General features: G+C 65.2%; 15 protein-coding genes and 1 riboswitch. Of the genes, 3 read left to right on the plus strand and 12 right to left on the minus strand.

Annotated elements, in window-relative coordinates; all coding sequences use genetic code 11:
- Window positions 1-7: 7 nt before the first annotated feature.
- From clpS to XI05_RS08620, 5 genes are read right to left on the minus strand one after another with little or no spacing between them, the layout of a single operon-like run.
- Window positions 8-313 (minus strand): ATP-dependent Clp protease adapter ClpS, encoded by a 306-nt coding sequence (gene clpS, locus XI05_RS08600; RefSeq protein WP_025034645.1) that lies wholly within the window; start codon window positions 311-313, stop codon window positions 8-10.
- A gap of 42 nt (window positions 314-355) precedes the next feature.
- A complete protein-coding gene (locus tag XI05_RS08605) occupies window positions 356-697 on the minus strand; it encodes a DUF190 domain-containing protein (protein WP_271500435.1) in 342 nt (113 codons plus the stop codon).
- Window positions 698-699: 2 nt separating this feature from the next.
- Entirely contained in the window at window positions 700-1,125 is a 426-nt protein-coding gene (gene crcB, locus XI05_RS08610) for a fluoride efflux transporter CrcB (RefSeq protein ID WP_271500438.1), read from the minus strand.
- Between the two features lie 6 nt (window positions 1,126-1,131).
- Window positions 1,132-1,521, minus strand: a complete 390-nt coding sequence (gene crcB, locus XI05_RS08615; protein ID WP_042336065.1) for a fluoride efflux transporter CrcB — start codon at window positions 1,519-1,521, stop codon at window positions 1,132-1,134.
- Window positions 1,522-1,540: 19 nt separating this feature from the next.
- Window positions 1,541-2,746 (minus strand): MFS transporter, encoded by a 1,206-nt coding sequence (locus XI05_RS08620; RefSeq protein ID WP_271500442.1) that lies wholly within the window; start codon window positions 2,744-2,746, stop codon window positions 1,541-1,543.
- Between the two features lie 94 nt (window positions 2,747-2,840).
- Window positions 2,841-2,917: riboswitch (Fluoride riboswitch) on the minus strand.
- Between the two features lie 302 nt (window positions 2,918-3,219).
- Here XI05_RS08620 and XI05_RS08625 point away from each other — a divergent pair.
- The 3 genes from XI05_RS08625 to XI05_RS08635 all read left to right on the plus strand — a co-directional run bounded on the left by XI05_RS08625 (window position 3,220) and on the right by XI05_RS08635 (window position 5,717).
- Entirely contained in the window at window positions 3,220-4,083 is an 864-nt protein-coding gene (locus XI05_RS08625) for a DUF1194 domain-containing protein (RefSeq protein WP_271500445.1), read from the plus strand.
- A 187-nt stretch (window positions 4,084-4,270) separates the two neighbouring features.
- Window positions 4,271-4,906, plus strand: coding sequence for a hypothetical protein (locus XI05_RS08630; protein WP_271500449.1), 636 nt, complete (start codon window positions 4,271-4,273; stop codon window positions 4,904-4,906).
- A gap of 211 nt (window positions 4,907-5,117) precedes the next feature.
- Window positions 5,118-5,717, plus strand: coding sequence for a hypothetical protein (locus tag XI05_RS08635; RefSeq protein ID WP_271500451.1), 600 nt, complete (start codon window positions 5,118-5,120; stop codon window positions 5,715-5,717).
- Between the two features lie 209 nt (window positions 5,718-5,926).
- Here XI05_RS08635 and XI05_RS08640 read toward each other — a convergent pair whose 3' ends face one another.
- From XI05_RS08640 to XI05_RS08670, 7 genes are all read right to left on the minus strand, one after another.
- Complete coding sequence (locus XI05_RS08640; RefSeq protein WP_271500453.1) at window positions 5,927-7,174, minus strand: class I SAM-dependent RNA methyltransferase; 1,248 nt, start codon at window positions 7,172-7,174, stop codon at window positions 5,927-5,929.
- Window positions 7,167-7,901: a TlyA family RNA methyltransferase gene (locus XI05_RS08645; RefSeq protein WP_271500456.1), complete on the minus strand. Its 735-nt coding sequence runs from the start codon at window positions 7,899-7,901 to the stop codon at window positions 7,167-7,169. The genes XI05_RS08640 and XI05_RS08645 overlap by 8 nt, the downstream gene beginning before the upstream one ends.
- Window positions 7,902-7,976: 75 nt before the next feature.
- On the minus strand, window positions 7,977-8,531 hold the full coding sequence (locus XI05_RS08650; protein ID WP_271500459.1) for a nucleoside 2-deoxyribosyltransferase: 555 nt from the start codon (window positions 8,529-8,531) through the stop codon (window positions 7,977-7,979).
- Between the two features lie 194 nt (window positions 8,532-8,725).
- On the minus strand, window positions 8,726-10,654 hold the full coding sequence (gene dxs, locus XI05_RS08655; RefSeq protein ID WP_172787366.1) for a 1-deoxy-D-xylulose-5-phosphate synthase: 1,929 nt from the start codon (window positions 10,652-10,654) through the stop codon (window positions 8,726-8,728).
- A 631-nt stretch (window positions 10,655-11,285) separates the two neighbouring features.
- Window positions 11,286-11,537, minus strand: a complete 252-nt coding sequence (locus XI05_RS08660) for an exodeoxyribonuclease VII small subunit (protein ID WP_008132970.1) — start codon at window positions 11,535-11,537, stop codon at window positions 11,286-11,288.
- Window positions 11,538-11,610: 73 nt separating this feature from the next.
- A complete protein-coding gene (locus XI05_RS08665) occupies window positions 11,611-12,540 on the minus strand; it encodes a histone deacetylase family protein (protein WP_271500462.1) in 930 nt (309 codons plus the stop codon).
- Window positions 12,541-12,660: 120 nt separating this feature from the next.
- Entirely contained in the window at window positions 12,661-14,316 is a 1,656-nt protein-coding gene (locus XI05_RS08670; RefSeq protein WP_271500464.1) for a bifunctional metallophosphatase/5'-nucleotidase, read from the minus strand.
- Window positions 14,317-14,405: the final 89 nt, after the last annotated feature.

The following is a 14,405-nucleotide window of genomic DNA, read 5'->3' on the forward strand; positions in this document are numbered from 1 at the left end:
CGCGCGGCTATTCCTCCGGCTCTGTCGTGAACAGCAGCGGATAGCCCTTGGCGCGGCCGGCGTCGGTGGCGCGCGTTGCCTTGGTTTCGGCGACGTCCTTGGTGAAGACGGCGACCACGCAGGCGCCCAGCTTGTGCGCGGTGATCATCACCTTGTAGGCCTGATCCTCGGTCATGCGGAATTCGGCCTTCAACACCATGGTGACGAATTCACGCGGCGTGTAGTCGTCGTTGATCAGGATGACCTTGTGCAGCTTCGGCCGCTCGACCTTGGTCTTCGTCCTGGTTTTCGGCTTGGTGACGGTGTCGTTCATTCCGCCTCCTGGACACGGCGGCTTGGGTTCCCTGCCGGGCAATCAGCCCGCGGCTTTCGCACCATATTGCAGGACCTGCACCTTCTCCAAGGTGATCAGACCGCTCGACATCATGCCGTCCAGGATGGGCAGGAATGCGTTGATGTTGTCCTCGCTGTCGACGATCTCGATCAGGAGCGGCAAGTCTTCCGACAGCCGCAGGATCTTCGAGGTGTGCAGCCGGCTGGACTTGCCGAAGCCCATCGGACCGCGCAGCACGGTGGCGCCGGCCAGATGTCGCTCGCGCGCAGTCATCACGATCGCCTCATAGAGCGGCTTGCCATCATAATGGTCGCTCTCGCCGATGAAGATGCGGAGCGAAACTGCCTGATTGGGAATTTGCATGCTCAGCTCCTTTTCAAGCGGTTGTAGCGGCTCGCCAGCATATGCCCGGCCCACACCGACACCAGCCAGCAGACGACCGAGGACGCGACATAGGCGAGCGCGGTGTACTTCATGCCGCCGTGGAGCAGGCGGAAGGTCTCCAGGCTGAAGGCCGAGAAGGTGGTGTAGCCGCCGCAAAACCCGGTCATGACGAATTGTCGGTGCTCGGGCCGCGCCAGCACGCGGCCGTCCGGGCCGGTCAGCGTCGCGTAGAAGCCGATGATCAGGGAGCCCGTTGCGTTGATGAACAGCGTCGCGACAGGAAAGCCCGACCCGGTGTCGAGCACAAGCCCGACCAGGTAGCGCGTCAGCCCGCCGACGATGCTGCCGGCGGCAACCCAGGCGTAGAGCACAAAGCTGCGCCAGCGTTCGGCAAAAGGTGAGCTCATCAGCCTCTAGCCTCCCAGACGATCCGCAAGCAGGAAGCCGCAGCTGACGGCGGCGAGGCACAGCCCGACCGAGCAGGCGACATTGCCGAGCGCCGAGAGCGGCTCGCCGCCGCGGGCGAGTGTCAGCGTTTGCAGGCTGAACGAGGACACCGTGGTGTAGCAGCCGAGAAACCCGGTCACCGCGAACAGCCATGGTGTGGGTGAGGCGAAGACCGAGCCCGGATGCGTCGCCAGCGCGCCGAAAATGCCGATGAGGAAGGCGCCGGTGACGTTGATGGTCATGGTGCCCCACGGAAACGTTTCGCCCAGTCGCCGCGCGATCGCACCGGAGACGAAATAGCGCGCGCAGCCGCCGAGCGCGCTGCCGATCACGATCGCAATTGCCCCGCTCAGCAAGACGAACAGTCCCCCGTCATCACTTGCTCCCTACCGCAAGACCGTTGCCGACTGCGCGCAGCCCCACCAGCGAAACCAGCGCGAAGCCGAGCCCGGCGAGAAACGTTCCCGCCGGTCCATAGGCGTCCCACAGCGCACCCGCGATCACGCTCGCGGCCAGCAAGGCAAGCCCGGTGAACAGGTTGAAATAGCCGAAGGCGGTGCCGCGCAAGGCGGGCGGCGCGGCGTCGGCGACGAGGGCGGAGAGCAGCCCTTGCGTCAATCCCATATGCAGTCCCCACAGTACGACGCCGAGCGCGAGGCCAGCCAGGTTCGGCAACAGCGCCAGCGCGAGGTCGGCGCCGGCGAGGAAGACGAGGCCGAGTGCGAGCAGCCCGGTCCGGTTGATCCGGTCCGACAGCACGCCGGCCGGATAGGCGGAGAGCGCGTAGGCGACATTCATCAGCACCAGCACGGCCGGCACCCACATCGCATTGAGCCCGATGTTCTGCGCGCGCAGGATCAGGAAGGCCTCGCTGAAACGCGCGAGCGTGAACACGACGCCCACGGCGACGACGCGCCAATAGACCGCTCCGAGCTGGCGCATCGCGGCGAGATTGAGCGGATTTTCTGCAGGTTTCCGGCTCGGATCGGGCGCCGGCTCCTTCACCGCGAACGCGATCAACCCAAAGGACAGGAACGCCGGCAGCACCGCCACCCAGAACACGAGGGCAAAATTGTCAGCCGTCCACCACATCAGGCCGATTGCGACGAGCGGCCCGAGGAAGGCGCCGATCGTGTCGAGCGATTGCCGCAGGCCGAAGCTCGCGCCGCGCAGGCCGACGGGGGCGATATCGGCGATCAGCGCATCGCGCGGCGCGCCGCGGATGCCCTTGCCGACGCGATCGATGAAGCGCGCGGCGACCAGCCATCCGACGCTGGGCGCGAGCGGGAACAGCGGTTTTGTCAGCGCGGCCAGTCCGTAGCCCAGCGCGGCGAGCAGCTTGCGGCGGCCGAGCCAGTCCGACAGCGCGCCGGAGAAGATCTTGGTGATCGAGGCGGTCGCCTCGGCAATGCCCTCGATGAAGCCGACGGTAAGCGTGGAGGCGCCGAGCACGGTGACGAGATAGACCGGCAGCAGCGCGTGGATCATCTCCGAGGAGATGTCCATCAGCATCGAGACGAAGCCGAGCACCCAGATCCCCCTCGGCAGCCCGCTCCGCGCGGCATTCGGTATCGTCGTCACGCCTTCTGCTTCTCCCGCGTTCAGGCAACAAAAAACCCGCCGTCGGCGGGTTTGTCCATGCTCCCGCCAAAGGCAGAGGCTCGAGATCGCCTCTCCTTAAGCAGGAGTCATCAGCCCACGAGGTCATCGACCGCCGGGCGGTTGTCGGGGGACTCCATCCCCATCTGTGCGACAAGCCTAGCATGGAAATCGTGCCGGACAAGTGGGCGGGAGCCGCGTGTCTCCGCCAGCAGCTGTCATTCCGGGGCGATGCGCAGCATCGAACCCGGAATCTCGCGAGATTCCGGGTCCTCGCTTCGCGAGTCCCGGAATGACAGCAGATGCGAGTCGCGCCTGTTCCCGTCTATCGGCGCTATGGCCAAACGACGGCAACACGCAGCAGCGATGCACTTGAATGTGAAGCACAAGCGATCTTCGCGCTTTGCGGCAAGCCGATTGCATGTCACCATCGCGTCATACGACGGGAGACTGCGATGCGTTTGCTGTTCTCGATCGGGGCTGTGCTGGTGGCCGGCATGTTTGCCGGAGGGGACGTCGCGGGCATCGCGGCACCAGGACCCAAATTCGAATCGTCCAGAAGTCAACCGCAACGGCTTGCGGGCGACAAGGACGCGCAGACCGTCGATGTCGAGCTGGTCCTCGCGGTCGACGTCTCCTACTCCATGGACATGGATGAGCTCGCGATCCAGCGCGAAGGCTACGCACAGGCGATCCAGTCGAAGGAGTTCCTGCAGGCGCTGAAGCTCGGGCCGAACGGCCGTATCGCGGTGACCTATTTCGAGTGGGCCGCCTCCAGCGACCAGAAGATCATCATTCCCTGGCGGCTGGTCGATGGTCCGGAGACGGCGGATGCGGTTGCCGCCGAGATCATGAAGACGCCGATCCGGCGCGCTTCGCGCACCTCTATCTCCGGCGCGATCAACTTCGCGATGCCATTGTTCGACGAGGATCCCTATCGTGGCCTGCGCCGTGTCATCGACATTTCCGGCGACGGTCCGAACAACAATGGCGGCCCGGTCACGGTGGCGCGCGATGCCGCCCTGGAGAAGGGCATCGTCATCAACGGCCTGCCGATCATGGTCAAGGAGCCGTCCTATTCGACCATGGATATCGACAATCTCGATTTCTACTACGAGGACTGCGTCATCGGAGGGCCGGGCTCCTTCGTCATCACGATCAAGGACCGCGACAAGTTCAAGGAAGCGATCCGTACCAAGCTGCTGATGGAAGTCGCCGGCCGCACGCCGGAGCGCCCGGTGATGCGCGTCGCCGACAAGGAGCCGCGCGTCAATTGCCTCATCGGCGAGAAGATCTGGTCCGATCGCTGGGGACGGTGAGGGTGACGGGGTATTCCGGCGGGATCATGCCCGGCTGAGACCTTTTGCCCGCCCGGCCGATGCTCGCGCTTAACGGCTCGTTAACGGGTGCGTGGCCCTAATCGCATGGTTTCTGTTCGTTCCCGCCGGCATCCTGACATGCCCCAGCGAGCGAAAGCGGGTTTGTCAGGCCCGTCCGAGCAATCCAATGGCCACCGTCACATCGAGCACCAGCCAGATTTCCCCCGCCAACGAGCGGCTGTATCGCCAGAGCGCTCTGATCGGCGACTGGAAGGGCAATTGGGTGGGCAACAACCAGCCGGTCGGCTTCAAGGTCGTGAACATCCGCGGTGCCCGGGCGCAGGTCGAGTACACCCACAACGGTCACACCGAGCGCGGCTTTGCCGAGGTTCAGGGCACGCTCATCACCTTCGGCGGCGTCACGGTCGGCACCAAGGACGGCAAGAACATGGTGATGCTGTTCTCGTTCGGGGGCGCTGGCAAGCAGACCGCCAATCTCGAGAAGCAGGCCCCGCCGGCGTCCGACAGCCGCCTGATGGGAAGCTGGGGCGGCTATTCCAGCGCCAACGGCAAGAGCGCGAGCTTCAAGGTGCTCGCGGTCAATGGCAAGGAAGCGCAGGTCAGCGTCACCACCGACGGCATCACCCGCCAGGGCACCGGCTACGTCTACAAGAACGTCATCATGTTCGGGCAGGCGCAAATCGCAAGCGACGACGGGCAGAACGGCAAGATCATCTACCAGGTCGGCACCAAATCCTTCATGGTGCCGGTGACGAAATATCCGCCGGCGGATTCGTCGTCTTCCGTCGACAGGACGGCATAGCGTTTACGGCGCTGTCGCGTCGGGTTCAAATGTGGGATCGCTCGGGGCAAGCCCGCGTGCCTCCTGCAGTCCCCTTCTCGTTCATCAAATAGCTCCAATGCGAACAGCACCTGCGCGATGCAGGCGAGCCCTACGGCCGCGGCGCGGTCACTCCGCTGGCATTGATGATGGTCGGGGAGTATAGTTTGCAGCGTTTTTGACGGTAGCCAGAATGTTCGACCTTGCACGTTCATGCGCTCTTGCAGCTCTCGCATTGCTCTGCCTCGGCGGAGAGGCGGCTCATGCGCAAGTGGCGCCGCTGCGATATTGGATTCCCGGCGGGCCTTTCGGCCTTGGCGGCGCTGCCGGCCTGAGCTCCGACACCTATGGCAACTTTGCGAGCTTCAACGCCGGGGAGGCCGATTGGCGTGCGAGCTCTGCGAACGGCTTCTTCATCGGCCGCGAACGCGCCGACTTCGGATTGAGCGGCTTCAACCAGGCGGGCTCGTTCGGCAATTCCGGCGCGCTCTCCTATGACAGCACGCGGTTCGGCTACAACATGAAGACGGCTGGCGGCATGCCCGTCACCTTCTTTGCCGGATTCGACACGCTGAAATACGGCAACGGTATCGGCAGCTCGCTGGCGCCGCTCACTTCCAGCGCCGCGCCCGGTTATGGCGGGTTTGCTGGTGTCGAATTCAAGCCGATCTCAAATCTCAGCCTGTCGTTCGGCGTCGGCTACACCCAGCAGGATTCGGGTCGCATGGACAGCGATATCAGATCGAACATGCTGCCCGGCGAATCGCCGGCGCTGAGCGGCCTTCGACGCTAGAGCGTGATGAATTGAGGCTTGATCGCGCAACGACGGAGGTGCGCTCCCTCTCCCGCTTGCGGGAGAGCGTTGGGGGGAGGGTGCTTCCGCAATGGGACAATCCCCTAGAGGAGAAAGCCCTCACCCGCGCCTTCGGCGCGACCTCTCCCGCAAGCGGGAGAGGTTGCACCGAGCCCGTGGCAATCGAATCAACCTAAAGCCATTCGGCGTTAGCGACTAAATTTCGCCACCAGCTCGACATGCGGCGTGTGGCGGAACTGGTCGACCGGCACCACGGCCTCCAGCCGATAGCCGCCGTCGATCAGCAGCCGTGCGTCGCGGGCAAAGGTTGCGGCGTTGCAGGACACGGCGATCACGACCGGCACCTTGCTTGCGGCAAGCTTCAGCGCCTGCGCCTGCGCGCCCTGGCGCGGCGGGTCGAACACCACGGCGTCGAAGTCGCGCAGCTCCTGCGGCACCAGCGGGCGGCGGAACAGGTCGCGCGGCTCGCATTTGATCGGCTTCAGGCCCGGCGTCCGCGCGGCTTTCGCCAGCGCCGCGACGGCACCCGCGTCGCTGTCATAGGCGGTGACGCGCGCCTTCTCCGCGAACCGCAGCGCGAACGGGCCGACGCCGCAGAAGAGGTCGAGAGCCTCTTTGGCCTTGCCGATGCGCTCGGCGACGAGTGCCGCAAGCGTCTCCTCGCCCGCCACTGTCGCCTGCAGGAACGAGCCGGGCGGTAGCGTCACCTCGGCGCGGCCCATCCGCACCGTCGGCGGCAGGCGTTGCAGCACCAGCTCGCCATGCCGCGTCAGCCGCGCCAGGCGGTGCTGCTCGGCGACGCGCGACAGCGTCGTAACGAGCGCCGTCGGCAGCGGGCCCGAGCCGCGCACGTCGACATCGAGGCCGCCTGCGGTCGCGGTGACCTGGATGTCCAATGGCTTGGTCACCGGCATCTTGGACGTCAGCGGCTCCGCCAGCGCCCAGGCGGCATCGAGCGCGCCGTCGAGCGCGGGATCGAGGATCGGGCAACGATGGATCGGGATGACGTCGTGCGAGCTCGCAGCCGAAAAGCCGACCTTGAGGATGTCGTGCGTGCCGAACCGGCCGTGCAGCGTGATGCGCCGGCGTCCGGCGCCGTGGGCGTCGACCAGCGGCGCCACATCGCAATCGATGCCGGCCTGCGCTAGCGTCTCCACCACGATGCCGCGCTTCCAGGCGCGATACGGCTCCGCCGCCCAATGCTGGATGGCGCAGCCGCCACACACGCCGAAATGCGGACAGAATGGCTCGACGCGTTCCGGGCTTGCGAGCTCCACCGCCAGCAGCTTGCGGCGGTCGGGATGATGGCCCACGACGTGATCGACCTCGACGGTCTCGCCGCCGAGCGTGTAGGGCACATAGATTGCTTCGCCGGCGTCGAGGCAGACGCCGTCGCCGCGATGGCCGACATGATCGATCGTGAGGCGCTCAACCACGGCGCGCGCCCAGGAAGAATTCGATATTGCCGTCGCCGCCGGTGATCGGCGAGGGGAATATTTCGATCCCGGTGCAGCCGAGCGACGCCGCGAAGGCCGCGATGTCGTCGCAGATCTCCCGGTGCACGGCAGCATCGCGGATGATGCCCTTCTTGTTGTGCTTCCTGTCGGCCTCGAATTGCGGCTTGATCAGCGCCAGCAGGCTCATCGGCGCGGCCGCCAGCGACAGCGCCACCGGCAGCACTGATTTCAGCGAGATGAAGCTGACGTCGATGACGACGACATCGGGGCGCGCCGGCAAGCGTTTGCCGTCATAGCTGCGGATGTCGGTCTCCTCCATCGACACGATCTTGGGGTGATCGCGCAGCGAGGGATGCAGCTGGCTGGTGCCGACATCGACCGCGAACACCAGGCTCGCGCCGTTCGCCAGCAGCACCTCGGTGAAGCCGCCGGTGGAGGCGCCGACGTCGAGGCAGACATGGTCCTCGATGTCGATCGGGTACCGTTCCAGCGCACCGGCGAGCTTGACGCCGCCGCGGGAGACGTAGGGGTGCGCGGGCTCGGCCTGGATCACCGCATCCTCGGCGATCGTCTCCGAGGGTTTCAAGACCTGCTTGTCGTCCGCCATGACGAGGCCGGCTTCGATGGCCGCGCGGGCCCGCGCCCGGCTCTCGAACAGGCCGCGCTCGACCAGCAATACATCTGCGCGCTTGCGGGCAGGGGACATCGGTTCACTCGAGAAGGCTTATTTGGTGAGCATGATCTTATCGGAAAACCGCTGCACACTTTTCCGGATCATGCTCTATTTAGCGATCAATCGCGCGGCCGCCATCCGGACGCAAGTCTCGAACGCGGCAAGATCGTGCCAGACGTCGATCGGCATCGTGGCCGGTGTCACCAGCGGGCAGCCATGCAGGTCCAGCGCATGGATCATCATGAGGTTGTCGACGAGCCCGAAATCCTCGACCGTCAGCCCCTGGGCATCGACCAGCCGCCCGTCCTCGGAGGTGACCTCCATGAAGCGCGAGACGCGGTCGGCATAGGCGGCGCCGTCGTTGGAATAGGCGAGACAAAACTTGCCGCGTCCGGCCATGTAGCCAAGCTCATAGACGGTGCCGGGATCGGCGCCGGCGCCGCGGAACGGCGTCAGGTTGGCAATGATGACATCGGCCGCGTCCATCATCGCCTCGTTGCCGCAAAAGATCTGCCGCGAGGCGTCGGGCGCAGTGAGGTCGACTGCGTTGTCGAGGGGATAGAGGCCGGTCAGGCCGTGCGTCGTGCAGATATCGACCTTGCGCCGGCCGATCTCGACGGCATCCGGCAGGAACACGTCGGGACCTGCCAGATAGATTTTCATGGGACTACCGACCAAGAAGGCATCGAGTTGCCGCGGCGTCGGCGGTGCAAAACCTCTCCCGGAGGGAGAGGTCGCGCCGAAGGCGCGGGTGAGGGGTTACGCTCTCACGTGGGACCTGAACCCCTCACCCGGATCGCTTGCGCGATCCGACCTCTCCCTATTGGAGAGGTGGGTCCGGTGCCCGTACGACGGTATCAAGCCAGCTTGACCGTCTCGGCCTTCACGTCCTTGCCGAGCGCCTCGAACACCTTGGCGACGATGCCCTTGGCGTCGAGGCCGGCGCGGGCGTACATCGCGGCCGGGGTGTCGTGATCCTGGAACACGTCGGGCAGCACCATCGAGCGGAACTTGACCATGCCGCTGTCGAGCACGCCCTGGTCAGTCAGGTACTGCGCGACATGCGAGCCGAAGCCGCCGACCGAGCCTTCCTCGATCGTGATCAGGATCTCGTGGTCGCGCGCGAGCTTGAGCACCAGCTCGGTGTCGAGCGGCTTCATGAAGCGCGCATCGGCGATCGTGGTGGACAGGCCGTGGGCGGCGAGCTCGTCGGCCGCCTTCTCGCATTCGGCGAGGCGCGTGCCGAAGGAGAGCAGCGCGATTTTGCTGCCCTGGCGGATCATGCGGCCCTTGCCGATCTCGAGCGGAATGCCGACCTCGGGCATCTCGATGCCGCGGCCCTCGCCGCGCGGATAGCGCAGCGAGCTCGGACGGTCGTTGATCGCGACCTGGGTCGCCACCATGTGCACGAGCTCGGCTTCATCGCTAGCTGCCATGATCACCATGTTGGGCAGGCAGCCGAGATAGGCGTTGTCGAACGAGCCGGCATGGGTCGCGCCGTCGGCGCCGACCAGGCCGGCGCGGTCGATGGCGAAGCGGACGGGCAGGTTCTGGATCGCGACGTCGTGCACGATCTGGTCGTAGCCGCGCTGCAGGAAGGTCGAGTAGATCGCGCAGAACGGCTTGTAGCCTTCGGTCGCAAGACCCGCGGCAAAGGTCACCGCGTGCTGCTCGGCGATGCCGACGTCGAAGGTGCGGTCGGGGAAGGCCTTGTTGAAGATGTCGACGCCGGTGCCCGACGGCATCGCCGCAGTGATGGCGACGATCTTGTCGTCCTTCTGCGCTTCCTTGACGAGGCTCTGGCCGAACACGTTCTGATAGGCCGGCGCATTCGGCTTTGCCTTGGCCTGCGTGCCGGTCGCGACGTCGAACTTGACGACGGCGTGATACTTGTCGGCGGAGGCTTCCGCCGGGCCGTAGCCCTTACCCTTCTGCGTCACGACGTGGACCAGGATCGGGCCGGTCTCCATGTCGCGGACGTTCTTCAGCACGGGCAGGAGATGATCGAGGTTGTGGCCGTCGATCGGGCCGACATAGTAGAAGCCGAGCTCCTCGAACAGCGTGCCGCCGTCCATCATGAAGCCGCGGGAATATTCCTCGACGCGATTGGCGCGGTTGGCGAGAATCTTGGGAAGGCGCTTGTTGATCTGCTTGGCCGCATCGCGCAGCGTGCGATAGGTCTTGCCGGAGTAGAGGCGCGACAGATAGGCACTCATGGCGCCGACCGGCGGCGCGATCGACATGTCGTTGTCGTTGAGGATGACGATCAGGCGCGAGTTCATCGCACCCGCATTGTTCATGGCCTCATAGGCCATGCCGGCCGACATCGCGCCGTCACCGATCACGGCGATAACGTTGTTCTTGCCGCCGGAGAGGTCGCGCGCCACGGCCATGCCGAGGCCGGCGGAGATCGAGGTCGAGGAATGCGCCGCGCCGAACGGATCGTAGTCGCTCTCGCTGCGCTTGGTGAAGCCGGACAGGCCGCCGCCGGTGCGCAGCGTGCGGATGCGGTCGCGCCGGCCGGTGAGGATCTTGTGCGGATAGGCCTGGTGGCCGACGTCCCAGATCAGCCGGTCGCGCGGCGTATCGAAGACGTAATGGATCGCGGTGGTGAGCTCGACCACGCCGAGGCCCGCGCCGAAGTGACCGCCGGTCACCGAGACGGCATCGATGGTCTCCTGCCGCAGCTCGTCGGCAACCTGGCGTACCTGCTCGACCTTGAGCTTGCGCAGGTCTTCCGGTGTCCGGATGGTGTCGAGAAGCGGCGTCTTACTGTATGCGTTCACGGCGATTTCCAATTTGTCAGCGCCGGAAGGTCATTCCGGTGCGCGATGGGTTTGCACAATATCGGCGCAGCGCGAGTCCTATAACCGTCGGAGCCACCTGCACGGGGCAAGGCCCCGCCTTCAAGCTTAGGTAAGCTTAAGTGCGCTCCGGTTCAGTCTCTGTGATCCCTGTCACTTAGATCGGCTTCGTCCGTCCCAAGCCAATTTCATTAGCAGTTCGAAGCACTTGTCGTCGGTAATCGGTGCCCACGCAAGGCTTACAAAAAGCCACACTCCGCGCAGCTTTACACCAAAGCTTGGGCCAAAGCCAACCCGCTGGACCGATTAGGGGTATGCAGGTGCAACTCGCGGGCCAGAGTGGTTAACCTTGGCCGGGGGTAAGGGGTTCCGGCCTTGCTCGGTTCCTGGCAGGCTTTTTTGCCTGGAATCAGAGCTTTTCTCGCCTTCAAGACCCGATTCTGGGGCGGGGACGTTATCGATCCACCCCCGGAACCGCTGCCGGCCGGGAACTGCGCCGTGCGATCCCAAAAGGATGAAGCGGCCATGCTCCCCGCGAAGACATTTTGCGTGGACCTGCCGTTGCGTCTCGCGCGGCCCTGGGTCGTCAGAAGGCTGAGCGGGAAAGCACTCTTTATTGGACGTCGAGCGGCGCAGTGCCGGTGGCCTGGCCGCTGGCATCGGTGGTGATCTTGTCGACGCGCGCCTCAGCCTGGCGCAGCAATTCCTCGCAGCGGCGCTTCAGGGCCTCGCCGCGCTCGTAGATCGTCACGGATTCTTCGAGCGGCACCTTGCCGTCCTCGAGCCGCTTCACGATCGTTTCGAGTTCCTCGATCGCGCGCTCGAAGGTGAGCCTGGAGACGTCGACTTGCGTATTTTCGGCCATATCCGTTTCCGATTGCCCGCTTCGCTTCACCTTGGAGAAAGCAGAGTTTTGCGGGCGTAATGTGGCGGGTGGGTCAAGCGCCCATCAGGGCGCCGACATGCGCCGTAACAGATTCTTTCAGTCCCTGCAGGTCATAGCCGCCCTCGAGCACCGAAACAATGCGGCTACCAGCGGTCTTGTCGGCGAGATCCATCAGCTTGCGCGTCACCCAGGCATAGTCCTCCGCGCGCAGGTTCAGCGAAGCCAGCGGATCGCGATAATGCGCGTCGAAGCCGGCCGAGATGATCAGCAGCTCGGGGCTGAATTTCTCGAGCTGCGGCAGGATCAGATGCTCGAACGCGGAGCGGAATTCCGGGCCGCCGTCCTCGGAGGCGAGCGGCGCATTGACGATGGTGTCGTGATCGCCGCGCTCGCCCTTGGCGCCGGTGCCCGGAAACAGCGGCATCTGGTGTGTCGAGCAGTACATCACGGTCGGGTCCGACCAGAAGATGTCCTGCGTGCCGTTGCCGTGATGCACGTCGAAATCGACGATGGCCGCGCGCTTGATGCCGTATTTGCGCTGGGCGTGGCGCGCGGCGATCGCGACGTTGTCGAAGAAGCAGAAGCCCATCGGCTTGCCGATCTCGGCGTGATGTCCGGGCGGGCGCACCGCGACGAAGGCGTTGCGATGCTCGCCCGCCATCACCGCTTCGGTCGCCGCCACCGCGCCGCCGACGCCGCGCATCACCGCCTCCCACGTGCCGGGGGACATCGAGGTGTCGCCGTCGATATAGACCTGCCCGCTGGTCGGGGCGATGTGGCGCAGCTCGGTGACATAGTGCTCGTTGTGGCAGAGCGTGACGAGATCGAGATCGCCCTCCGGCGCCTCCTCGCGCGCCAGGAACTGGAAGCGCTCATGCGACAACGCTTCTTCCACCGCGCGCAGACGATCCGGCCGCTCGGGGTGTCCCGGCGGCGTGACATGGTCGAGGCAGGCCTTGTGGGAAAGGAGAAGCGTGCTCATCAGGTCGGCCTCATGCGATGCGGGCTTTTGCCGTCGTTGGCGCATCCGGCGCCAAAACGCAATGCAAAACAATCTAGGCGCTTGGCCGGGAATGGCAAAGGCCTGCCCGCTTGATCCGGATCAATTCACCCGCAGGATGCGGGTGGGCGGCAGCGGACCGACCGGCCCGTGCGCCCTAAAGAACGCGAACAGCGCGTCCGCATCGTAGCCGCCATATTGCGGCGCCGTGCCCTGCTTGGCGACGGTAAACCCGTCTCCGCCGACGGCGAGGTAATCGTTCAGCGTGACGCGGTAGCCGCTTCCAGCCTCGATCGGCCTGCCGTTGAGCGTCATCCTCTCGAGGCTGATGCGCTCGCCGAACGGCTTTGAAGCATCCCAAGCATAGCTGAAGCCGTTCGACACCTGGAGAATCCGCGGCCGCTTCGGGTCCAGCCATTGCTGCTCGAGCATGTCCTTGAGCTGGCTGCCCGTCAGCGTCATGGTGACCAGACGGTTGCGGAACGGCTGGCTGGCGAAGACATCGCCGAACGTGATGGCGCCGTTCTCCTTCGGAACGATGTCGGTGCGGATGCCGCCGGGATTGGTGAGTGCGATGACAGCGCTGCCATCCTTCGCATCGCGGGTTGCGAGCAATTGCGCGTCGGCGATGATATCGCCGAGCGCGCTTTCGCCGGCCTCGTTCGGCACGCGCGACAATGTCTGCGTCACCGAGCCGGCGGGCCGGTTGGCGATCGGCGCGGAGAGCTTGTCGTAGGCGTCGATCAATGCGGTCTGCTCGGGATCCCTGGCCAGCGAAGCATTGGCGACGATGACGTTCTCGGCCTTGGCGCCGACGATGTCGCGCGTTGCGGGATCGAGCTTGAGGTCGATCGCGGTGACGAGCGTGCCGTATTTGTCGCCGCTGGTGACGAGCCGCCCGTCGATATCGCAGACATAGGCGCGATGGGTGTGGCCGCTGACGACGACGTCGACGGCACGGTCGAATTTCCTGACGATGTCGACGATCGGTCCCGTGATCGCAGGGCATTCATTGTAGTCGCCGGCGGGATCGCCGCCCTGGTGGATCAGCACCACGATCGCTTCGACGCCGCGCGCCTTCAGCTGCGGCACCAGCGCGTTCACCGTCTCGGCCTCGTCGCGGAATTCGAGCCCGGCGATGCCCGCTGGCGAGACGATGCCGGCGGTCTCCTTCAAGGTCAGGCCGATGAAGGCGACGGGAATGCCGTCGAATTCCCGGATCTCGTAGGGCGGCAGCACGCTCTTGCCGGTCGCAGTCTCGACGGTGGAGGCCGCGAGATAATGGAATTTGGCCCCCGCGAAGGGATGCGGCCCCTGGCAGCCGTCGACGGGATGGCAGCCGCCGTTCTGCATGCGCAGGAGTTCGGTCTTGCCCTCGTCGAATTCGTGATTGCCGACCGAGCTGATCGCAAGGCCCATCATCGAGAGCGCCTCGATCGATGGCTCGTCGTGAAACATCGCCGACAGAAACGGGCTCGCGCCGATCAGGTCGCCCGCGGCGACGAAGACGGTGTTCTTGTGCCCTTCGCGCAGCTGCTTCACCAGCGTCGCCATGTACTCGGCGCCGCCGGCCGCCACCGTCACCTTCCTGGACTTGTCCTCGGGATCATTGATGCGGATGCCGCCCGGCGGCGGCCGCAGATTGCCGTGGAAATCGTTGATTGCGAGAACGCGCAGCTCGGCGGGAGCTGCGCTTTGCGCCGAGGCGGGGAGGGCCCAGGTCAGCGCGAGGGCGGCAAGGACGGATCGGCAATGCATGGAATTGAGTCTAGTCGTTCGGCGCGAAGATTTCACGAAAGTTCTCGCCGTCATTCCGGGGCGACGCGTAGCGTCGAGCCCGGAATCCA

The sequence above is a fragment of the Bradyrhizobium sp. CCBAU 11357 genome (assembly GCF_028128865.1).
In the GTDB taxonomy this organism is placed as follows: Bacteria; Pseudomonadota; Alphaproteobacteria; order Rhizobiales; family Xanthobacteraceae; genus Bradyrhizobium.